Consider the following 20,857-nt stretch of genomic DNA (forward strand, 5'->3'; position numbering starts at 1 on the left):
CGAAAGGCCATCACATGTCCGTGGACACCTACGTCGAGCACCCCGTCGACGCGTACGGGACCCCCCTGATCGACGCGCAGGACCTCGTACCCGGCGCGCGGATCCTCGTCAAGGACGAGACCCGGTACGCGTCCGGAAGCCACAAGGAACCGGCCGCGCGCCAGGTCGTCGCCCGGGCGATCGCCGAAGGTCGACGGCGCATCGTCATCGCCACCTGCGGTAACTACGGACGCGCGATGGCCATGGCCTGCGGCGCCATCGGCATGCCCTGCACCGTCGTGCTGCCCGCCGGCTGGAGCGACGGCGGCGCCTTCATGCGCGCGGCCGGCGCGGACGTGCACCTGATCGACGGCAGCTATGAGGACGCGGTGGACGAGTCCAGGCGACTGGCCATCCTCGACGGCGCGATCGACGGCAACGTCGACGGACCCTACGTCGAGGCGGTGTTCACCGGCCACGGCACCGTCGTCCACGCCCTGCACGCCGAGCTGGACGAACCGCCGGCGGCGCTGTGGATCCCGGTCGGCAACGGCACCACAGTCATCGCCGTACACAGGGCGCTGGTTCAGCTCGGGTGGGACGTGCCGCTGCACGGCGTCGGCTCGGCCGGCAACAACCCGCTGGTGACGAGCTGGCCGGGACCGTACCGCAAGCTCGACCCGGACGGCGTCACCACGACCGACCACAACCAGCCGCTTGTCAACTGGCACGCACTACAGGGCCCCGAGGCCATCGACGCGATCAGGGCCAGCGGCGGTGCCGTGCACGCGGCCACCGACGACGAACTGCTCACCGCACGGCACCTGCTCGTCGAGTACGGAGCCCAGCCCACCGCCGCCGGCTCGGTCGCCCTGGCCGGGCTGCTCGCTCACGCCCGCAGCACCGCCTTGACCGGCACCCACGTCGTCCTGCTCAGCGGCCGCTGATCCCACCGACACCCGCCTCCGAGGAAACAACAATGACGCTCACCGCCGCGCCCGCGTCCATCCCTACCCCTGCGCCCACCCTGCTGTTCGCCCGCGCCCGTACCACCGGAGCCGACGAGCGCGTCTTCCTCGGCAAGCTCGGCGTCCTGGCCCTGATCACCGCGGCCGGGGTCACCCTCGCCCTGCGTCCGGAGCCGGTCGCGGTCGTCGCGGGCGTACTGCTGCTGGCCGCCATGTACACCCACGCGGTCGAACTCCAACACCAGGTACTGCACCACTCCGCGTTTCGCAGGGCCTGGCCCCACCGCCTGGTCGGGGTGCCACTCGGCCTCCCACTGTTCGTCGTCTACAGCCATTACCGGGTGCGGCACCTGCAGCACCACCGCTTTCTGGGCACCCCGCACGACACCGAGTTCTTCGGATTCGACACGCGCCAATCGCTGACGCTCGCCACGCTGCTGCGCGGATCGTTCGACTACTACCGCGTCCTGGTCGTGCTGCGGGACGTCGTCCGCAGCGCGGCCGGTCGGTGGAGCTACGAGTTCGGCGACATCAGCCCGAAAATGCGGCGTCACGTCGTGCAGGAGCACCTGGTTCAGGGCGCCGCAGTTCTCACCGCCACCGGTCTGACCCTCGCCGGTCTCGGTGAGTACGTGTTGCTGCTCTGGGTGCTGCCGGTCGTCGCCGCCGTGCCGATGCACTTTCTCGTGGAGCTGCCCGAGCACATTCTTTGCGACACCGAGACCACAAACGTGCTCCACAACACCCGTTCGATCCGTGGAAGCTGGTTGAGTACCTGGTACACCAACGGCAACAACCTGCACATCGAGCATCACGCCGCGATGAGTGTGCCCATCAACCAACTCCCCGCCCGGCACGAGGAAACGCGGCGGCTCGCCAGACACGTCGAGCGGACGTACATCGACTTCTACCGCACGTTATGGCAGGCGCTGCGCGCTCCGAAATAGCACCCGGCGGGAGGTCGCCGAACCGCCCTATGGCGCAAGATCCGGGCGGCGCCGGTGCCCGTAGCCGGCTCAGCCCCGCCGGCCGGGAAAGTCGACTGTGAACGGCGAGGTGCCCACCCGGATGGCGGACGCGTCGACCTGCCGGAGGTAGTCCGGGTAGCAGCGGTCGGCGTGCAGGCAGAAGCGGACCCGCTGGCCGGGCAGGAGTCGGGCGTCGTACCGGCCGTCCTCGACGTTCTCGTCGACCGCGACGATGTCGCCGGTGTCGGCGTTGTAGACGTAGACGGGGTAGCTGTAGCCGTACACCGGAAGGCCGTTGGCTTGGCCGGAGACGGGGGTACCGGCGCGCATCCGCTCGTTCGCCACGGTGGTGCCGCCGGCGACGACCTTGATCCGGGTCGATTTGACGCTGTTCGGCGCCCCACCGGACCACTGGGTGGCGTAGACGCTGTTGGCGCCGCCGTTGCCCGGTGGGATGAACGCCAGCGACCACTCGTACGGGCCGAGCCCGTTGAAGGTGTACGAGCCGTTGCCGGAAACCTTCCAGGTGGTCTCGTACCAGAACGGGTCGTAGGTCGTCAGCGCGACGGTCACCGACACCGGCTGGCCGGTGACCGCGTCGGTGATCGACCCGGTGATCGACCCCGCCCGGTCCAGCAGGATGTCGGGCAGCGTGGTGATCCCGGCCCCCGGCTCGACCACCACTGCCTTGGCCCGGTCGCCGGTGCCACCGTTCGGGCCGACCCACTGCGCGCCGTGCCCGTTGGCCGAGCCGCCGGCCCAGATGTTGTACCGGTCCGGGTAGAGGCGCCTCGGCCGGCCGGCCAGTTGGTCAGACTCCGGCCGTTGTCCGTTGGGGACGGTCGCCGGCAACGCCGGCGCAGTGGTCAGCGACCTACCGCCGACGATCGCGTTGACCGTCCTGGCGACGAGCCCGCCCTGAGCAGCGCGCCTGCCTCGCAGGGGGTCAGTCCTGGTCGTCCTTCTTGTCACGGTCCATGGCCAGGTCGAGCGCGAGGACGCTGCCGATGATGAGCAGCGGGTCGACGTCGGCAGTGACCTGCACAGCGTAGGTGTCCCGGATCGTCAGCCACCGCTTGGAGACCGCGGCCACCTCGACGCCGTCGCGCTCGATCACGTACTCGTGGTCGAGCAGGTCACCCTTCATCTCCAGGTCGTCGGACCCCGGCACATCGATGGTGAACTTCTCCCGGAACGGCGTGAGGAGCTTCTTGCGGACCTCTGCGGCCTTCTCGCCGCCGATCCGGATCTCGTAGGTGGGACGCAGCGCCACCAGGTGCCGGTGCAGAGTGGCGACCTCATGCCCGGAAGCGTCCTCGATGACGACCTTGTTGCGAACGCTGAGCACCTTGCCATCGACGTGGAAAACCTTGGTGCCGTGCTCGTCGAGCACGTCGAAGTCGTCGCCGATCGAGAAGAACCGCTCCCTGATGACAAACATGCTTCGATTCTCCCTCACCGTGTGCGAGAGCGCCCGGCCGGCCGTTCTGGACCCGGTCCTCCGTCGTGCAGCAGGCGGTGGGCGATGTGTTTGCCGATGCCGTTGCAGCCCTCGACCGCCCGCACCCGATCGGCGTACTTGCGGCCGGCGGCGAGCATCTGCGGGTAGCCGGCCTTGTCGGTGCCGTGCCTGCCCACTGCGAGTACCCGGGCGCGTTCGTCAACCCACCGAGAGCACCTTCGGAGGCATGCCTTCAGGGGAGCAGGTAGGCGGTCAGCCGGTCGGCGAGTTGCTGCGGGTGGCTGAGCGCCACGGAGTGTCCGCCGTCTGTCTCGTCCGGGGTGGTGCCGAGTCGGTCGGCGGCTACCCGGCGTTGGAAGTCTGCCGGGAAGAATTGGTCCTCGCGGGCGATGAGGACGGTCGTCGGCACGTCGGGCCAGGCGTCCAGGGGCCACGGCTCGTTCCCTTCCGTGCTGACCTGGTCCCGATTGTGTGCCGCTGCCTCCGCGACGATGTCGGCCGGCACGCCGTTGTAGAACTGCTGCTCCTCGCTGAGTCCTTGCGTGCCGTGGTAGCCGGTGTTGGCCCACCAGTCACCGGGTCTCTCGCCGGGCTTGGGGACCATCGGTGTGAGCAGGACGAGTAGCCGCACCGGCAGCTTGTCGGCAATGAGCGGCGCGGTGAACGCACCGTACGAGTGCCCGACGACCACGAGGTCGCTTCGGTCGCCGATCGCGTCGACGACCGTCTGGCAGAACTCGGCGAACCCCGCGGAGCCGTCCTCGATCGGCAGTTCCGGGACTACCACGTCGTGGCCGCGGCTGATCAGCTCGGGGACGAGGAGATGCCAGTCCCAGGCGCTGCCCCCGCCGCCGTGGATCAGAACGAAAGTCGCCATGCCCCGCAGCCTCACACACCGGTACGACAACCACCGCTCCACAAGCGTCGGTAGGGCGTACGACCACCATCGTCACTGCCTCGCCCGCCGTGGCCACCGGAGAGCTCTCAGGGGATTACGTCACGGTCGACGTGCATCGCTAATGCCGGGTATTTGTCCCGAAAGGTGCGCGACGGCAGCAACCAGGAGATGTTCGGCTCAACTCACGTTTCGCTCGAAAGAGGCTGCGGCGCTGGACGCGGCCGAATCGCGATCGCGTCGGGAGCCTGCCGGGCGACACTCGCGCCGGAGTTGATGGCGAAAGGCGGCGAAACGTCGGCATTGGCGCGTGGTGAACGACGGGTATCCCCGAGGGGGATCCTGCGTCGATCATTGCCCGGAGATAGATGCGAGTCACTCTCACCTCCGGGTGGAACGTCCGGGCACGGAGGGCGAGACATCGGCACCGGAAGCCGGGCGTACCGAACGCCCGACTCCGCGTCCCCGGAGGATCGCCATGCCCCGTCCCGCTCTCCGTAACCGGCTCGCGGCGTTCACCGCCGCCGTCCTGACCGCGAGCGTCCTGACGGTGAACCCGCCGTCACCCGCGCTGGCCGCCAGCACGTTCGCCGCCAACGACTACTGCCTCGGCCAGTGCGCCGACATCCTGCCCCCCGGGCAGAACGGCAACGCCACGCTTGTCGCGATCCTGGCGCACCAGGCGCTCGGCACCCGCCCGGCGCACTCCAGCGACCAACTCGACGAGTACGCGAACCTGGTCTACAACTACGCCGGGCTGACCGATGAGCAGATCGCCCACTTCTACAACGACGCCTCGTTCGGCGTCCCGGCCGCGCAGGTGGAGAGCACCGTCTCGCCGCGCGCGGACGTCACGATCGTGCGGGACAAGGCCACCGGCGTCCCGCACGTCACCGGCACCACCCGCGCCGGCACCATGTTCGGCGCCGGCTACGCCGGGGCCCAGGACCGGCTCTGGGTGATGGACCTGCTGCGGCACGTCGGCCGCGGAAACGTCACCTCGTTCGCCGGCGGCGCCCCCGGCAACCGTGAGCTGGAGCAGAGCGTCTGGGCCAACTCTCCGTACACCGAGGCGGACCTCCAGGCCCAGGTGGACGCGTTGCGCACCAAGGGCGCCCGGGGCCAGCAGCTCTACACCGACGTGGTCGACTACATCGCCGGCATCAACGCCTACATCGACAGGTCGATCGCCGAGGACAACTACCCGGGTGAGTACGTGCTCGCTGGCACCGGCAAGCCGAAGCACTTCACCATGACCGACCTGATCGCCACCGCCGGCGTGATCGGCGGGCTCTTCGGCGGGGGCGGCGGCAGCGAGATCCAGTCCGCGCTGGTCCGGGTGGCCGCCCGCGCCAAGTACGGCGCCACCGAGGGCGACCGCGTGTGGGCGGCGTTCCGCTCCCAGAACGACCCGGAAACCGTGCTCACCCTGCACGACGGGCAGAGCTTCCCGTACGGGGGGACGCCGCCCGGCGCGACCAGCGCGGTGCTCCCCGACGCCGGCTCGGTGGTCGCCGAGCCCTTCGCCTACGACGCCGTCGGCGGGGCCGCCACCCGCACCGGCGCCAGCACCGCCACCAAGGAACTGCTCGGTGGCCTGACCAACCTGCGCGCGCACGGCATGTCCAACGCGGTGGTGGTCTCCGGGCGGCACACCACCACCGGCAACCCGGTTGCGGTGTTCGGGCCGCAGACCGGCTACTTCGCGCCGCAGTTGCTGATGCTCCAGGAGCTGCAGGGGCCAGGCATCAGCGCTCGTGGTGCCGCGTTCGCCGGGCTCAACCTCTACGTGCTGCTCGGCCGGGGTCAGGACTACGCGTGGAGCGCGACCTCGGCCGCACAGGACCTCACCGACACGTACGCGGTGCCGCTGTGCACCACCGACGGCAGCGCCCCGACGCTGCGCACCAACCGCTACCTCTACCACGGGCAGTGCCTCGCCATGGAGGCGCTGGAGCAGCGCAACTCCTGGTCCCCGACGCTTGCCGACTCCACCCCGGCCGGCTCGTACACGCTGCGCGCGCTGCGCACCAAGTACGGGCTGGTGGCCCACCGGGGCCTGGTGAACGGGCAGCCGACCGCGTTCACCAAACTGCGCTCGACCTACCGGCACGAGGCGGACTCGGCGATCGGCTTCCAGGCATTCAACGACCCGTCCGCGATGGGCAGCGCGGCGGCCTTCCAAGCGTCCGCGGCCGACGTCGGGTACGCGTTCAACTGGTTCTACGTCAACTCGACCGAGGCGGCGTACCACAACTCCGGCTCGAACCCGGTCCGTCCGGCCACGGTGGATCCGAATCTGCCCACGAAGGCCGAACCGGCGTACGAGTGGGCCGGCTGGAACCCGGACACCAACGACGCCACCTACACCCCGGCGTCGGCGCATCCGCAGTCGGTCAATCAGGACTACTACGTCAGCTGGAACAACAAGCAGGCGCGGGACTTCGGGGCCGCGGACGGCAACTTCAGCTTCGGCTCCGTACACCGGGCTCAGTTGCTCGACGGCCCGGTGCGCGCCGCGATCGCCCAGCGCAAGCTTGGTCGCGCCGACGTCGTCACGATCATGGCGGACGCGGCGGTGACCGACCTGCGCGGCCAGCAGGTTCTCGGTGACCTGCTGCGGGTGCTGGACAGCACGCCGGTCACGGACCCGGCGCTGGCCGACGCGGTCGGCAAGCTGCGCGCCTGGCAGCAGGCCGGGGCCCGTCGGGTGGAGAGGTCCCCCGGCTCCAAGGTCTACCAGCACGCCGACGCCATCCGGATCTTCGACGCCTGGTGGCCGCTGCTGGCCTCGGCGCAGTTCCGTCCCGGCCTCGGGCCGGACCTCTACGCCGCGCTGGTCGACGCCATCGAGGTGAACGAGGCGCCGTCGGGCGGCCAGAACGGGGGACGCGACGGCGCCGCGAGCTGGGCGTCGCAGGGGCAGGCGCACAAGGGCTCGTCGTTCCAGTACGGCTGGTGGGGCTACGTCGACAAGGACCTGCGGACCGTGCTCGGCGACCCGGTGGCCGGCGGGCTGGGCCGCGCGTACTGCGGCAACGGCAACCTCGGCGCGTGCCGGCAGGCACTGCTCGACGCGCTCGGCCAGGCCGCCGCGGTGCCGACCACCACGGTCTACCCCGGAGACAAGTCCTGCGGGGCCGGTGATCAGTGGTGTGCCGACTCGATCGCCCAGTCCGGGCTCGGCGGCATCACCCATCCGGTGATCGCCTGGCAGAACCGCCCCACCTACCAGCAGGTCGTCTCGTTCCCGGCGCGCCGGGGCGACGACGTCGCCAACCTGGCGCAGGGCCGCCCGACCACCGCGTCGAGCACCCAGTTCCTGACCGGCCACACACCGGCCAAGGCTGTCGACGGCAGCCTCGGCAGCCGGTGGGCCAGCAGCTACAACGACAACCAGTGGCTCCGGGTCGACCTCGGCGCCGCCCGCCGCGTCAGCCGGGCGGTGCTGCGCTGGGAAGCCGCCTACGGCACCTCGTACCGGATCGAGTTCTCCGGCGACGGCAGCTCCTGGGCGCCGGTGTTCGCCACCACCACCGGCAACGGCGGCGTCGACAACGCCACCTTCGCCCCGGTCACCGCCCGCTACGTTCGGGTGTACGGGGTCAAGCGGGCCACCTCGTACGGGTTCTCGCTCCACGAGTTCGAGCTGTACGGACAGTGATCTCACCCGGAGGGGGCGGCGGGAACCACTCGCCGACCCCTCCGGACGCGCGCAGCGCCGGGTGGCACCTCACACGGCGGGCGCCGCCGTGGGCATGGCACCCTCGGCGAGCTTGAGTCGCGTCCAAATGTTCATGTTGATGACAACAGCGACGATCTCCAGGATCTCGTCCTCCGTGAAGTGCGCAGCCATCCTGTCGTGTGCCGCCTGGAGCCGCGTGTTGACGGTGACGTCGGCGGCCCGGGTCAACGCCTCGGCATAGGCCAGGGCGGCTTGTTCCTCTTCGGTGAACAGGTGCGTCTCCCACCACGCGCTGAGGGTCTCGACCTTGGGCGGCGGGATGTCGGCGACGCGGGCGGCGGCGTGGTGCACCAGAAGGCAGTAGCTGCAATTGTTGATCTGCGCGACGCGTAGTCGCAGGAGCTGGGCCAGGGCCTTGTCCACCTGGAGTGTGGCGGTATGGCCGAAAGCTGCGGCTCCGGCGTTTGCCAGATCCATGAGTCGTTCGTTTGTGACGTTCAGTCGGACGTTCTGAATCCTGGTATCCAAGGGGACCTCCTTCAGGTGACAACGACAGACCAGTGGTGGGGACGTCACTTTGTGCGCAGCCCCCAACATCGGGAGAAGTCCTCTGACCTCGTGTCGGGTCGCTACGCGCGGCTCTGCCGGTCTCGCAGCGGTGACGCTAGGTTCCGCCTCCAGATCGTTCGACCGGTCTTGGTTCGGGTCACAAGTCACCTTCCGACGTGCTGGCCGCGCCGGCACGGATAGCTAGACCAGGTGGCGCAAGGAACCACGCGACCTCCCGGACCCGGTGCTGCTGGCCGCCACTCAGCAGCACCAGGCGTCTGCTGCACAGCCGTGATCGCCGAGCAGCAGACGGCCTGTTTTCAGCGCGGCCCGACGAATTCCGTTCGCACGCTCCATGCGAACTGGATCAGCAGGGTCACCGGGGACCTCTCGGCAATGTCGTGCATCACCTTCAGGTCGTCGGGGTCGGGCTCCTCGCTGAGCGTGATCGTGCGTTGCAGGTAGCGCTCTGCGCCTTCCTGCTCGGGTTCGTGGTAGCCGATCTCGACGGTGATATCGCCGGCGGTGTCGTACTTGTAGTCGACATACTGCCGCAGCGTCTGAGCAGTGCACGACGCGAGCGCCATCAACAGGTACTCCGTCGGCGTCGGGCCGTCACCGAATGCGCCGTTGTGTGGTTCATCGGCGACGAAGGTGAAGCCGCGGGTAGTCATGTCCGTGCGCCGGCGCTCGGTGGCCGGAAGGACAACTCGGGCCGATGCGACGACATGATCACGAGCGGTTTCCATCAGCCGCGCCTTCCTGTAGATCCAGTGGTGAGGGGTCCAGGCATACGTAGCCAGCGGCAGCCGAGCCGCAGTCTGAGCAGGGGGCCGTGGCCAGGCGTATTCACCCCATGGCCGGGTACCTTCGGAGGTTAGCTTCAGCGGACTAGTTAGTCCAATCGCTCGTTCACTCCCAAGGTCGACTGCTGGGTGAACCCGGACGGCGTGGTGTTTCAAGCAGCACTGATAGCGGCGAGGGTTCAGCGTTGCTTCCGGACGGCTAGATCAACGCCAGGCCAGAGAATGGACCAACAGGTCTGGCGACCGTGCGTTGGCTGGGAGGTCGGGGCGGCTCGCTCTCGCGACCTCGCTCTCATCGACCCCCGGGCTGCTCGTGCCCCGCTGTGAGCAGCCTCATCACCACTGATTGGCCCCAGTTATGGGGTCGGCTCACCGGACGGCTGCACGAGGAACGATTTGATGTGTTCCAGTGCCATGTCCAGCGCGACTCCCATGGGTGCGACGTCGTGCGCGGCGTTCGCCAGCAGGTAGCCGCCCTGCAATGCGGCCATCAACCCCGTGGCCAACTTCTCCGGGTCGGCGTCCTGGCGCAGTAGACCGCTGTCCCGCATGCGGTGCAGGCCGTCACTGATCAGCTTTTCCCATGCCGCGAACGTCTCCGACAGCGACGATCGAGCCTGCTCATCTTGATCGGACAGCTCAAGAGCCATCGAACCGAGGCCGCACCCGTATTTGCCGTTGTTCAGCGAGTTGGCCTGGACCAGCGCGTTACGCCACCGGACCAGACCTGAGAATGATCGCAGTCGTTCGAGCCCTGCACGCTCACGCTGAAGTACGAGCGCGCCTCGATATTTGACCAAGGCGCGTACGAGTTCCTGCTTGTCGGCGAAGTGGTGGTAGAGCTGAGACTTGCTCGTCTGGCTTGCCTCGCGGATGTCGTCAAGGGTCGTCGCGTTCACTCCGCGCACGAGCATCAGCCGGTTCGCGGCCTCGAGGATTCGATCTCGGGTCGCGATGCCCCGTTGACTGATCCTCCGCCTATTCGTCGGCGCAGCCACCTGCTCGTCGCTCATCTGTCAAGTGTATCCAGTGGTTCAGATGATCTAGCGAAAATGGGACCTTGAAGTCCATTATTGTCCCGTCGCATTCACGTGATGGCGAGCGACGGACGTCCGCTCTGTCAGTTCGATCGGCCCCGACCGGCGCGCGGACCCGAGGTCCGCGCGCCGGAAGTGTCAGGCCGTCGCCCGCTTCGGAAGCTTCCACCCCGGGCGGGGGAAGTGGCAGGTGTATCCGTTGGGGTAGGTCTGCAGGTAGTTCTGGTGCTCAGGCTCGGCCTCCCAGAAGTCACTTGCTGCGGTGACCTCGGTGACGACCTTGCCGGGCCACAGGCCCGAGGCGTCGACGTCGGCGATCGTGTCCTCGGCGACCCGCTTCTGCTCGTCGCTGGTGTAGAAGATCGCCGAGCGGTAGCTCACGCCGATGTCGTTACCCTGGCGGTTCTTCGTCGACGGGTCGTGGATCTGGAAGAAGAACTCGAGCAGCGCCCGGAAGTCGGTCTGGTCGGTGTCGTAGGCGACCTCGATGGACTCCGCGTGGGTGCCGTGGTTGCGGTAGGTGGCGTTCGGGACGTCGCCCCCGCTGTACCCGACGCGCGTGGAAACGACGCCGGGCTGACGACGGAACAACTCCTCCATGCCCCAGAAGCAGCCGCCGGCCAGAATCGCCTTTTCGGTGGTCACATCGTCTCCTTGCCTGTCATCGTGCTGGTGTTGGTGTCACTCGTGAACAGGGTGCGGTATTCGCCGTACCCTGCGTTCGCCAGGTCGTCGAGGTGGATGAACCGCAGCGACGCCGAGTTGATGCAGTAGCGCAGTCCGCCCTTCTCGGGGGGACCGTCGTTGAAGACGTGGCCGAGGTGGCTGTTCCCGTTCAACGAGCGGGCCTCAGTCCGGATCATTCCGTGGCTGGAGTCTTCGCGCTCGACGACGTTCGTCCTGGCGATCGGCTTGGTGAAGCTCGGCCAGCCCGAGTTGCTGTCGTACTTGTCGACAGATGCGAACAGCGGCTCGCCGGACACGACGTCGACGTAGATGCCGGGCTCATGGTTGTCCCAGTAGGCGTTGGCGAACGGTCGCTCGGTGCCGTCCTGCTGGGTCACGCGGTACTGCTCCGGGTTGAGCCGCGAAACGGCTTCCGGGTTCTTGTGGTACTGGGTGTGCTGGTGCACAGCTCTCCCTTCATGGCCTTGCGACGCAAAGCTGCCGAGCCAGGCGGAGCGCACCTGGACACGCAGGTACAGACAATCCCCGGGTCGGCCATATTCCCGCAGCCGCTGCCTCGAATGGACTCCAAAGTCCAGGACAGCGTCTGCAGCCGGGGCGAACGAGGGCCCTGTTACCGGCCTGAACTGGGATTTATGCTAATCCCAGCAGTGACCGCCTTGCCCAGTAGTGGACTTGACAGACCAGTTTTGCCGCAACTAGGTTCGGGATATCCTCATCCTCGCGCCGCAGCCGCCACCGGTCAGCGTGGTGTGGCACGGCGCCGAGGCTTGGCGCCGCCACTGCTGGGAACGGAGTTGTGCTCCTCGTGGCAGTGCGGCGAGGACTGGATGCAGGGAGAGGTATCTGATGAAGGCGATCGTGGTGACGGACGAGGCTGCGGGAACGGCCGGGATGACGCTGGTGGAGCGGCCTGAGCCGGAACCGGCCATCAACGACGTCGTTGTCCAGGTTCATGCGTCGGGGTTCGTCCCGACCGAGATGGCATGGCCCTCGACCTGGACCGATCGCCTCGGCCGTGACCGGACTCCGTCGATACCCGGGCACGAACTGGCCGGAGTGGTAAGCGCACTCGGGTATGGCACGACGGGACTGTCGGTGGGACAGCGGGTCTTCGGCCTCACGGACTGGACCCGCGACGGCACCCTGGCGGAGTATGTGGCCGTCGAGGCGCGAAACCTCGCACCGCTGCCCGGCGACGTCGACTTCACGGTGGGCGCGAGCCTGCCGATCTCTGGTCTGACCGCTTGGCAGGGACTGTTCGAGCACGGCCGCCTCCGGGCGGGGCAGAGCGTCCTCGTGCACGGCGCGGCCGGCGCAGTCGGTTCGATGGTGACGCAGCTCGCACGCGAGTTCGGCGCCTATGTCATCGGCACCGGGCGCGCCGCCGACCGGCAGAAGGCGTTCGAATTCGGCGCGCAGGAGTTCGTCGACCTCGAGAACGACGTCCTCGAAGACATCGGTGGAACTGATCTGGTTTTTGACGTCATCGGCGGCGACATCGGGAAACGATCGGCAGGCCTGATTCGAGCCGGAGGAAGCCTCGTGTCCGTCGTCGGGCCGCCCGAGGTGCGGCCCGCGGACGCCCTGACGATCGACTTCGTCGTGACGTCTGACCGCGGCCAGCTGAGTGAAATCGTCCAACGGGTACGGGACGGGCGACTGCGTACGAACATCGGCGACGTCGCGGGCCTCGACGACGCCGTCGCCGCTCTCAACCCGACCGAGCGGAGCACCGGAAAGACGATCATCCGCGCTCGCTCGTAAGGATTCGGGGGCAGCTACCGGCCCGCTGTCCTTCGGGGCTGCGGACGTGCCCACGCGATCGCAGCCCGCAGCCACCGGGGAAGCCGGCCGTGACGACGCGTGTTCAATGCCCCCGCTCGGTTGGGTGCGACCGAGAAAACGCCGGGTCCAGCACGTCGGCATACTCCAGATGAGCACTGACGAATGCTGCCGCGAACGGACACGTCACGGTAGCGGTCTTCCCTTGCATGCGCAGCTCGTCGAGAACCCCGCCGATGAGCCTGCCCGCTACTCCCTTCCCCCGGAACTCGGGGAACACGGATGTCGCCGACAGGATGACGCGGCTTCCGACCTGGCTGTAGACCAGCCCCGCGGCTGTCCGGCCCCCTATCGCGGCCTCGTAGATGCCGCTCGCGCTGTTGTTGGTGATGACGAAGTCTTCCGCGCCGGGCGGGGTGGCTACCGACAGGTTCGCGCCACCCGAGTATGGATCGTCTGCTCCGACGTTGGTGGTCGGCATGGTCATCCTCCGGTGGCTCCGAAACGTTCGGTGCGGATGTTCGCGGGGTTGTGGCCGCTGCCGACGAGAAGGTCGGCCACGGTTTCGACGAATCCGGTGGGCCCGCAGACGAACGCGACAACGTCGGCATCGCGGAGACCTCGCCGTCGATCACTACCTGGACCGGTCACCTCGAGCCGGTCCGGCCCGGGGGCGGACGAGATCGAGTAGCTGCGGTGCGCCATGTAGCCGTCGGGAGCCGTCAACCGGATGTCGAGGTGTTGGCCCGGCACGTGACCTGTCCAGCCGTCGACGTCGAGGACCAGGGTCCGCGCCGTCGCAGTCTCCGCGCGGGTCGCGGCGACGGTCGCCGGCTGCCAGGTCAGTCTTCCAGGTATCGCTGCTCGCGCCATGGGTCACCGTCGTTGTGGTAGCCGGCCGTCTCCCAGAACCCGGGCTCGTCGTCGAGACGCAGTTCCAGAGCGCGCAGCCATTTCGCGCTCTTCCAGAAGTACAGGTGAGGAACGAGGAGACGAGCTGGGCCGCCGTGCACGGGAGCCAGCGGCTCGCCGTCAAACTCGTACGCCACCCAGGCCTGGCCGTCGAGAAGGCCCTCGAGCGGGATGTTCGTGGTGTAGCCGCCGTAGGAGTGGGCGACCACGTACTGGGCAGCAGTTTCGACGTCGGCCAGCAACGTGTCCAGGGAGACGCCTCGCCAGCTCGTGCCGAACTTCGACCAGCGCGTGACGCAGTGGATGTCCACGGTCGGTTCGTCGGCAGGAAGGGCTGTGAACTCCGCCCATGACCACGTGCTCCGCTCACCGGTCTCGGTGACGACGGCGAGCTCCCACTCGTCGAGGTCGATGCGGGGTGTCGGTCCCGCCGACAGCACCGGGAAGTCGTCCGTGCGGTACTGGCCGGGTGGGAGATCGGTGTCGTCGCGTCTGCGGCCACCGAAGCCGCGGGTGATCAGTGCCATGCGTCGCGCCCCGAGTTGTGGCTGCATGGCCGCACTCTGGCGTAAGGTAACTGGACCATAACGTCCAGACTAGGCTGACGCGGTGGCTGTCGGCAACCTCGCTTGGGTGGTCGTGGTCAGAGCCTCCCCGGCGATCCTTTCCGGGGAGGCTCCGACCACTGCTCGCGAACTGGCTGGCTGGCTCAGAGGCGCGGGTCCTGCTGGACCTTCAGGGCGTTGAGGATCGGGTCGCTCTCGCCGTTGTCGCGGCGAAGCTCGACCTTCAGATCGCCGCCGGCGTGCTCGACGGTGACGGTGTTCACGTCTGCGGTCAGCGCACCCACCTTCGCCTGCACGTCGTGGTCGTAGAGCACGACCTTGCCGTCGACCAGCACATCGAAGGTACGTTTGCCGGCCTTGACCTTCTCGATCTCCGCGAAGTCGAGGGCGATCCGGTACGTCCCGGCGGGAGCGTTCTTGAACACGTAGCTGAACGTCTTGCCGGTCCGCTGGGTGCGGAACAGCGCGTCGTCCTCGGTACCGGCGATGTTGGCCTTGGTGACATGAGCCTTGCCGCCGACGTAGCCCCAGGGCCGCGAGCCGAGCGCCTGGTCGGGCGCCCAGAAGAAGCCGTCGGCATCGACGTACCCCGACCCGCCCGCGTCGACGCCCTTCCAGTACGCGGACGTCGCCAGGCGGACCGGCTTGAGCTGGGTCTCGCCCTTGCCGGCGTTTGACGACACGAGCACGTCTCCGACCAGTACGCCGGGCTCGATGCCGGCGTTGCTCGCCGTCACCGTGACCGTGGTGGACGTGCCGGCCGCGAGCGTGACCGTGCCGGTTGCGGCCGCACCCGTGAGGGTCAGCCAGGAAAGGTCGGCGGCCTCGTGCCCACCGTCGCTGGTGCGCTTCTGCTCGGTGACCCGCACGTCGAGCGGGGCGGAACCGGTGTTGGTGACCGTCACGTCGGCCGTCGCCTTCTGGCCCTTGTCGAGGAGCCAGTCGAGGTCACCTCCGGTGACGGTGGCGATGCCCGTGGTCAACGCCGTGTCGACGGTCTCGGCCTGATCCTTCCTGGCGATCGTCACGGGGTGGCTGGCGGTGATGTAGTTCGGCGTGTCGACCTGCACGGTGTTCTCGCCGACCAGCGCCTGGGACTTCCACCGGCCCTTCGCGTCGGTCGTGATGACCCGCTCACCGGCCGGCCCCTTGAGCGTGACGATCGCGCCCTCGATCGGCTTGCGGTCGTTCGCGTCGGTGACCGTCCCCTCGATCGTGCCCGCGGCCGGGAGGGTGTACTCCAGCCCCAGACCGGCCTTCAGGACGGGCTGGTTGAAGGAGTACTGGCTCGCGGGGTTGCGGTCCAGGCTCTCCAGGCCCACCGTCGCCGACGACCCTCGGGTGAGGGGGTTGTCGCCGCCGACGCCGTCGCCGTACCCGATCTGGACCCGTCCGTCCGCGATCAGGGTGACCGAGAAGCTCACGCGGGCCGTCCGGTCGCTGTAGAACGCGACGTTGCGCCACTCGACGACCTGCGCAGCCAGCCCGTCGACCTCGGTCGTGCCGAAGTAGATGCCCGCCTCGTCGTCGACGATGAGGTCGTCCCAGAGCGGATAGATCGCGTCGATCGGGTACGACGACGGCAGTGCCGTGTTGTTCCCCGACGTGCTGGCGCGGTCGAAGGTCAGCGTGCCGTTCGTCGTGACGCACACCCCGTCCCAGGCCGTGTCGTAGAACGGTTGCAGGAAGCTGGAGTCGAACCACAGCGGGCCGCACAGGTCATCGCCGTGCCACCCGGACTCCTGCGTGCCCTGTCGGTAGAGCCCGTCGGTCACCTTCATCGAGTACGAGCGACCGGCGGGGGCCACCGGCACGGGGCCCGGCTCCGGCTGCTCGGGCTCCGGCTCCGGCTCCGCGGTGTCTGCGCGCGGGTCGAGCGTCACCCGCAGCGCGGCAGTGCTCGGGGCCTTCAGTCCCTTCGAGCCCCGCAGTTCCACGGTCAGCGGACCGCCCTCGTGCTTCACGACGGCGGTACGCCAGTCGGCGGCGTTCGGCCCCACAGCCGCGGCCGGGTCGTACGCGTACTCCGCCAGCGAACCGTCCACGACGACGTCGAACACCCGCTTACCCGTTGCCACGTTCTCGATCTCGGCGAACCCGAGATCGATCGCGTAGGTGCCCTTGGGCGCGTCCGGGAAGCGGTAGAACAGCTGCTTGTCCGGCGTGGTGCGCTGCGACTGGAACAGGGTGTCGTCAGTCGTACCGGCGATCGCGGCCGTCGTGGCGGTGACCTTCGTCTTCCCCTCGTAGCCCCACGCCTTCTTGCCGGCGGCCTGGTCGGCGAGCCAGGTGTAGCCGGAGCCGTCGGTGAACTTCGCGCCGCCGGCGTTGACGCCGACCTGGTAATTCGTGGTCGTGAGCGTCACCGGGACGTAGCTCTTGGACTGACGTCCGGAGTCGGACCGCACCACGATGTTCGCGCCGAGGACTCCGGGCTTGGCGCCCTTCGAGGAGATCGAGACCTTCACGGTCGTCGACTGACCCGGGGCGAGGGTGCCACCGTTCGAGGAGAGCGACAGCCACGGCAGGTCGGTGAGCAGGTCATCCTCGACGTCGACAAGCACGACGTCGTCGGCGACCTGGTCCACAGCCCACAGCGCACCTGTCGAGTCGGTCTCCAGACCGCCGCCCTGGCCCGCCTTCTGACCCGGGAACCACCACGCGTTCACCAACGAGCAGTCGTCGGGGTCGACCTGCAGCAGGCGAGTGGGCCGGTTCGAGGTGAGGTCGGTGTACCAGATGGTGTCGGACGCCTGGTTGTAGGCCAGGCCCATCACCTCGGGCAGCGGCGGGGCGCAGAAGGACAGCAGTGCACCCGGGTTGTCGTGCGACGTCCCGGCGACGGTGCCGATCATGCCGTTCCGCCGGCCGCCGACGTAGAACACGTCCTCGGTCGGGTTGTAGGCGAGCCCGGTCAGCTGCAGCGTGGACCAGTCACCCTTGATCTGCCGGGTTTCCTTTCCGGTCTCCCGGTTGAAGCAGTGGATGAAGCTGGCGGGGCTGTCCTCCATCTGGCACATGTCACCGGTCTTGGTGTCGAGCGCCATGTCGAACGCCCGGTACGCGGGGTTCCACGACGCGTCGAAAACCTTCCCGGTCGGCTTGCCCGTCACCGTGTAGGCGGTGTTGGTCCGCGCGTTGTAGTCGTGGACCCAGACGTCACCGTCGTACCCGACGCCGGAGGGCTCCTTGTCCTCGATCTTGCCCGGGATGGCGATCCGGGTGATGACGTCACCGCCGGAGGTGGCACCGACCTTGCCGGCCGCCTGCGCTTCCGCGGCTTTCGCCGTCGCGGTCCTGCCGTCGACGTTCGACGGCTTCATGCCGCTCGCACCGTTCTTCCACGCGGTGAGATCGATCGAGCTGGCCGCGCCCTTCGCGGTGCGCCCGGTGGTGCCGGCGGCGTCGAGTTCGGGGTGCCGCGCGGCCTCGCCCAGGTTGTACGTGAGTGGGGCGGAACCGTTGTTGGTGAGCGTCAGCGAGCCCACGCCGTTCTGGTCGGTCCCCAACAGCGCCTCAAGGCCGTCGGCCTTGAGGCCGGCGACACCCGTGGTCAGACGTGCGTCGATCTTCGCCTGCGCGTAGAGCTTGTCGAGTGAGAACGGGTACGACACCGTCGTGTAGTTCGGCGCGTCGACAGTCATCGTGTAGTCGCCCACCGGAAGCTGGCGATGAACGACGCCCGTCCCGTTGGTGGTGACCGTCTCGACCAGGCCGTTCTTGTTGCTGAAGGAGACCTCGGCCCCGGCCACCGGCAGCCCGTCGTTCTGGTCGACGACTGTCGCGTCGAGGTACCCGAAGTCAGGCATGTCGTAGGTGACGATCATCCCGTCCCGCAGCACCGGGGCGTGGTCGGAGAACCGGATGCCGTCGACGCCGGCCCAGCCCTGGATGCCGGTGACGGCGTGCGCGCCGGCGGTCACCGGGTCGTCGGTCCCGACGCCGTCGCCGTACCCGAAGATCATCGTGCCCGAGCGGGTGAGAGTGGCCGAGAAGTTGACCGGCTCCGTGTACTCCGTCCGGGTTGGATACGCCCACAGCTTGGCGTTGCGGTACTCGACGACGAAGGCATCCTCACCGTTGACAGTGGTGGCCGCCGTGAAGATGCCGCCACCGGGAGCGAACTCGACGGGGGTCTCGACGTAGAGCGGGAAGATGCCCGCACCGCCATAACCGGGTCCGGTGGAGCCGTCCGGGGCGATCACGCCGCGCAGGCCGACGCCGAGGGTGTCGTGGCTGCCGTTGTAGAGCGCGATCGGGAACGGCAGTTTGACAGTCGCCCACACGCCACTGCCGAACGTGACCGGGTCGGTGCCGCGCAGGTATTCGCCCTCGGAGACGGCGCAGCTGTAGCCGCCCTTGTCGACGACGAGCCCGACGGGGATCTCACGTGACTCGTTCTGCGCGCCGACGGTCAGCGCGAGGGTCGTGGGCGAGAAGCAGGCGTTGGGCTTGACGTTCAGCGTGTACCCGCCCTCGGGTACGGCGCTGATCGTGAACGCGCCGCTGGCATCGGTGCGTACCGGCTTCAGCGGCGTGTCCTTGACGGAGACGTCGGCGTTCGGGACGGGGCGCTTCTTGTCATCGACGACCCTGCCACTGATGTCGTGCCGCGCGGCGGCCGTGAGCGGCAGCTTGACGGAGGTGTCCTGGCCGAGGGAGATCGTCACGTTGGCGGTCGCGGTCAGGTAGCCGAAGACCTTGGTGCTGAGCTGGTAGTCGCCGACTGGGAGGTTCGTGGTGAACTTGCCGTCCTTGTCGGTTCCGATCGACCGGCTGAACGGCCCGCTGATCGTCACCTCGGCAGCGGGGACCGGGGCGCCGTCGGCGGTGACGACACCGGTGAGGGTGCCGCCCTCGCGGGGCGCGAGCTCGAGCAGCCGGAGGAGGTCGAGCCGGCCCTCGCCGTACTTGTTGTTGACCTCGGCGGTGCCGCCGCACTCGGTGTCGTCGACGTCGACGGCCGACTCGGCGAGCAGGCGGCGGGTTTCGTCGACCTGCCCGATGAGGGTCGGGTCGTAGCTCCACAGTGCCGCGACCGCGCCGGCGACGTGGGGTGCGGCCATCGAGGTGCCGGACATCTCGACGTAGCTGTTGCCCGGGTACGACGAACGGACGCCGTCGCCCGGAGCGGAGATCTCGGGCTTGATCCGGCCACCTTCACCCTCGCCCTTGCGGGAGAACAACGAGAGCGTGCCGTCCGGCCGGTAGGCGCCGACGGAGTAGGCACTCTCGGCGGAGCCGGGCGAGGAGACGGTGTCGCAGGCGGCGTACGGAGTGGTGTTGCCCGATGACCAGACGCTGAAGATGCCCGCGGCGCTCCAGGCCTCGTCGATGGCCTGGAAGAAGTCGTCGAAGCTGTGCTCGATGGTCTGGCCCCACGAGTTGTTGACCACCTGGGGGCGCTTGGACGGGTCTGGGTTGTTCCCCTGGACGTCGGTCGGGGCGAGCAGCCACCAGCCGGACCGGAGCAGCGACTCGACGCCGGTGCTGTCGCAGCAGCCGTTTGTCGCGATCCACTGCGCGTCCGGGGCGACGCCGACATGGTCGGTGCCGTCCTCGCCGACCATGGTGCCCATGGTGTGCGTGCCGTGTCCGTTGTCGTCGCACGGTGCGCCCACGCACGTGCCCCGGGTGGCCATCCAGTTGTAGTTGTGGTCGATGGTGCCGTCGGGCTTCGTGCCGCGATACTGGTGAATCAGGGCGGGGTGGTCGAACTGGACGCCCGAGTCGAGGTTGGACACGGTGATGCCCGCACCGGTGGCGCCCATGGCCCAGGCCTCGGGGGCGTGGATGGCGTCCAGACCCCACGTGGAGGTGCCTGCCTCGGCGGTGGCCTTCGGGGCAGTGGGGCGGGCGGCCTGGTCAGTGGGGATCTTCTCGTCCACAGGCTCGACCAGCGCGACCTGCGGCGTCGCGTGGATCTCGGCGACCTGCACCCTCGACGCCACATTGAGGGCGAGCTTCTCGGTGCCACCCTTGACGAGCACGGCGTTGGCGATCGGGTAGGAGGTGTATTTGACGCCCGCCCGGTCGAGGTCGGTGGAGACGGATGCCAGGGAATCCTTCGCCGCCGCGGTCAGCGCGTCGTAGACGAACTGACCACGAGCGGTCCAATCGGCGAGCTTCTTCGCCGGCCCGAGGTCGGCCTTGGTCTCGAACGTGATCCAGAAGTCGGAAGCCGGAGACGTGCGGAAGCGGTCCTTCAGGCTCGACGCGATCTTGTTGGAGGGGGTGCCGGGATCCGGCTCAGCGGCAGACGCTGGTGGGGCCTGGATCATGCTCAGGCCGACCGCTGCGGCGAGCGAAGCCGCGAGGGCTTTGAGTCTCATGAGAATCCTTCGACCTACAGGGGTTGGTAGGGGTCGTGGTTCTTGTGGTCGTCGCCACCGTCAACGTCATGGGCGTCGGGGGCGCTGACCCGCGGCTCACGGGGCAGGTCGGGTGGTGGCGGGCGCTCGACGGCGGCGTCATCACCCGCGACTTCTCGCTCAGGCATGCATTGCCCAACGGCTATGAATCATGGAGTCATGCTCGGCGGGACGAGTGACAGTCGCT

General features: G+C 68.4%; 18 protein-coding genes. 4 read left to right on the forward strand and 14 right to left on the reverse strand.

What is annotated here, in order from left to right:
• Positions 1 to 14 precede the first annotated feature (14 nt).
• Entirely contained in the window at positions 15 to 926 is a 912-nt protein-coding gene (locus KBX71_RS07265; protein WP_210817233.1) for a pyridoxal-phosphate dependent enzyme, read from the forward strand.
• A gap of 32 nt (positions 927 to 958) precedes the next feature.
• Entirely contained in the window at positions 959 to 1,894 is a 936-nt protein-coding gene (locus tag KBX71_RS07270; protein ID WP_210817234.1) for a fatty acid desaturase, read from the forward strand.
• Positions 1,895 to 1,963: 69 nt separating this feature from the next.
• Here the strand turns inward: KBX71_RS07270 and KBX71_RS07275 are convergent, their stop codons facing one another.
• The 4 genes from KBX71_RS07275 to KBX71_RS07290 all read right to left on the reverse strand — a co-directional run bounded on the left by KBX71_RS07275 (position 1,964) and on the right by KBX71_RS07290 (position 4,254).
• Entirely contained in the window at positions 1,964 to 2,767 is an 804-nt protein-coding gene (locus KBX71_RS07275) for a hypothetical protein (RefSeq protein ID WP_210817235.1), read from the reverse strand.
• Positions 2,768 to 2,861: 94 nt separating this feature from the next.
• The gene (locus KBX71_RS07280; protein ID WP_307846993.1) at positions 2,862 to 3,374 is read right to left on the reverse strand and encodes an LURP-one-related family protein; all 513 of its coding nucleotides are present in this window, start codon (positions 3,372 to 3,374) and stop codon (positions 2,862 to 2,864) included.
• Positions 3,371 to 3,553: a hypothetical protein gene (locus tag KBX71_RS34530; RefSeq protein ID WP_210817237.1), complete on the reverse strand. Its 183-nt coding sequence runs from the start codon at positions 3,551 to 3,553 to the stop codon at positions 3,371 to 3,373. Before KBX71_RS34530 ends, KBX71_RS07280 begins: the two co-directional genes overlap by 4 nt.
• A 56-nt stretch (positions 3,554 to 3,609) precedes the next feature.
• The gene (locus tag KBX71_RS07290) at positions 3,610 to 4,254 is read right to left on the reverse strand and encodes an alpha/beta fold hydrolase (RefSeq protein ID WP_210817238.1); all 645 of its coding nucleotides are present in this window, start codon (positions 4,252 to 4,254) and stop codon (positions 3,610 to 3,612) included.
• Positions 4,255 to 4,750: 496 nt separating this feature from the next.
• On the opposite strand from KBX71_RS07290, the gene KBX71_RS07295 reads away from it, so the two are divergent.
• Positions 4,751 to 7,936, forward strand: a complete 3,186-nt coding sequence (locus KBX71_RS07295) for a penicillin acylase family protein (RefSeq protein WP_210817239.1) — start codon at positions 4,751 to 4,753, stop codon at positions 7,934 to 7,936.
• A 69-nt stretch (positions 7,937 to 8,005) separates the two neighbouring features.
• Here KBX71_RS07295 and KBX71_RS07300 read toward each other — a convergent pair whose 3' ends face one another.
• From KBX71_RS07300 to msrB, 5 genes are all read right to left on the reverse strand, one after another.
• The gene (locus KBX71_RS07300) at positions 8,006 to 8,485 is read right to left on the reverse strand and encodes a carboxymuconolactone decarboxylase family protein (RefSeq protein ID WP_210817240.1); all 480 of its coding nucleotides are present in this window, start codon (positions 8,483 to 8,485) and stop codon (positions 8,006 to 8,008) included.
• A 341-nt stretch (positions 8,486 to 8,826) separates the two neighbouring features.
• On the reverse strand, positions 8,827 to 9,255 hold the full coding sequence (locus KBX71_RS07305) for an OsmC family protein (RefSeq protein ID WP_210817241.1): 429 nt from the start codon (positions 9,253 to 9,255) through the stop codon (positions 8,827 to 8,829).
• Between the two features lie 413 nt (positions 9,256 to 9,668).
• A complete protein-coding gene (locus KBX71_RS07310; RefSeq protein WP_210817242.1) occupies positions 9,669 to 10,325 on the reverse strand; it encodes a TetR/AcrR family transcriptional regulator in 657 nt (218 codons plus the stop codon).
• 162 nt (positions 10,326 to 10,487) lie between these two features.
• Complete coding sequence (gene msrA, locus KBX71_RS07315; protein ID WP_247683098.1) at positions 10,488 to 10,949, reverse strand: peptide-methionine (S)-S-oxide reductase MsrA; 462 nt, start codon at positions 10,947 to 10,949, stop codon at positions 10,488 to 10,490.
• Between the two features lie 41 nt (positions 10,950 to 10,990).
• Positions 10,991 to 11,482: a peptide-methionine (R)-S-oxide reductase MsrB gene (gene msrB / locus KBX71_RS07320; protein WP_210817244.1), complete on the reverse strand. Its 492-nt coding sequence runs from the start codon at positions 11,480 to 11,482 to the stop codon at positions 10,991 to 10,993.
• Between the two features lie 403 nt (positions 11,483 to 11,885).
• On the opposite strand from msrB, the gene KBX71_RS07325 reads away from it, so the two are divergent.
• Complete coding sequence (locus tag KBX71_RS07325; protein ID WP_210817245.1) at positions 11,886 to 12,803, forward strand: NADP-dependent oxidoreductase; 918 nt, start codon at positions 11,886 to 11,888, stop codon at positions 12,801 to 12,803.
• A 103-nt stretch (positions 12,804 to 12,906) separates the two neighbouring features.
• On the opposite strand, the gene KBX71_RS07330 is transcribed toward KBX71_RS07325, so the two are convergent.
• The 5 genes from KBX71_RS07330 to KBX71_RS07350 form a co-directional block, all read right to left on the reverse strand.
• A complete protein-coding gene (locus KBX71_RS07330) occupies positions 12,907 to 13,302 on the reverse strand; it encodes a GNAT family N-acetyltransferase (protein ID WP_210817246.1) in 396 nt (131 codons plus the stop codon).
• Positions 13,303 to 13,304: 2 nt separating this feature from the next.
• Positions 13,305 to 13,694, reverse strand: coding sequence for a hypothetical protein (locus KBX71_RS07335; protein ID WP_210817247.1), 390 nt, complete (start codon positions 13,692 to 13,694; stop codon positions 13,305 to 13,307).
• Complete coding sequence (locus KBX71_RS07340; RefSeq protein WP_210817248.1) at positions 13,664 to 14,260, reverse strand: sulfite oxidase-like oxidoreductase; 597 nt, start codon at positions 14,258 to 14,260, stop codon at positions 13,664 to 13,666. The genes KBX71_RS07335 and KBX71_RS07340 overlap by 31 nt, the downstream gene beginning before the upstream one ends.
• A gap of 182 nt (positions 14,261 to 14,442) precedes the next feature.
• On the reverse strand, positions 14,443 to 20,631 hold the full coding sequence (locus tag KBX71_RS07345; RefSeq protein WP_210817249.1) for a S8 family serine peptidase: 6,189 nt from the start codon (positions 20,629 to 20,631) through the stop codon (positions 14,443 to 14,445).
• 14 nt (positions 20,632 to 20,645) lie between these two features.
• A complete protein-coding gene (locus tag KBX71_RS07350) occupies positions 20,646 to 20,798 on the reverse strand; it encodes a hypothetical protein (protein ID WP_210817250.1) in 153 nt (50 codons plus the stop codon).
• Positions 20,799 to 20,857: the final 59 nt, after the last annotated feature.

It is taken from the genome of Micromonospora sp. D93 (assembly GCF_018070365.1).
Taxonomy (GTDB): domain Bacteria; phylum Actinomycetota; class Actinomycetes; order Mycobacteriales; family Micromonosporaceae; genus Micromonospora; species Micromonospora ureilytica.

Coding starts and splice junctions, on each gene's coding strand:
- KBX71_RS07265 (WP_210817233.1), top strand. CDS start 15: ATGTCCGTGGACACCTACGTCGAGCACCCCGTCGACGCGTACGGGACC.
- KBX71_RS07270 (WP_210817234.1), top strand. CDS start 959: ATGACGCTCACCGCCGCGCCCGCGTCCATCCCTACCCCTGCGCCCACC.
- KBX71_RS07290 (WP_210817238.1), bottom strand. CDS start 4,254: ATGGCGACTTTCGTTCTGATCCACGGCGGCGGGGGCAGCGCCTGGGAC.
- KBX71_RS07295 (WP_210817239.1), top strand. CDS start 4,751: ATGCCCCGTCCCGCTCTCCGTAACCGGCTCGCGGCGTTCACCGCCGCC.
- KBX71_RS07305 (WP_210817241.1), bottom strand. CDS start 9,255: ATGGAAACCGCTCGTGATCATGTCGTCGCATCGGCCCGAGTTGTCCTT.
- KBX71_RS07310 (WP_210817242.1), bottom strand. CDS start 10,325: ATGAGCGACGAGCAGGTGGCTGCGCCGACGAATAGGCGGAGGATCAGT.
- msrA (WP_247683098.1), bottom strand. CDS start 10,949: ATGGAGGAGTTGTTCCGTCGTCAGCCCGGCGTCGTTTCCACGCGCGTC.
- KBX71_RS07325 (WP_210817245.1), top strand. CDS start 11,886: ATGAAGGCGATCGTGGTGACGGACGAGGCTGCGGGAACGGCCGGGATG.
- KBX71_RS07330 (WP_210817246.1), bottom strand. CDS start 13,302: ATGCCGACCACCAACGTCGGAGCAGACGATCCATACTCGGGTGGCGCG.
- KBX71_RS07335 (WP_210817247.1), bottom strand. CDS start 13,694: ATGGCGCGAGCAGCGATACCTGGAAGACTGACCTGGCAGCCGGCGACC.
- KBX71_RS07340 (WP_210817248.1), bottom strand. CDS start 14,260: ATGGCACTGATCACCCGCGGCTTCGGTGGCCGCAGACGCGACGACACC.
- KBX71_RS07345 (WP_210817249.1), bottom strand. CDS start 20,631: ATGAGACTCAAAGCCCTCGCGGCTTCGCTCGCCGCAGCGGTCGGCCTG.
- KBX71_RS07350 (WP_210817250.1), bottom strand. CDS start 20,798: ATGCCTGAGCGAGAAGTCGCGGGTGATGACGCCGCCGTCGAGCGCCCG.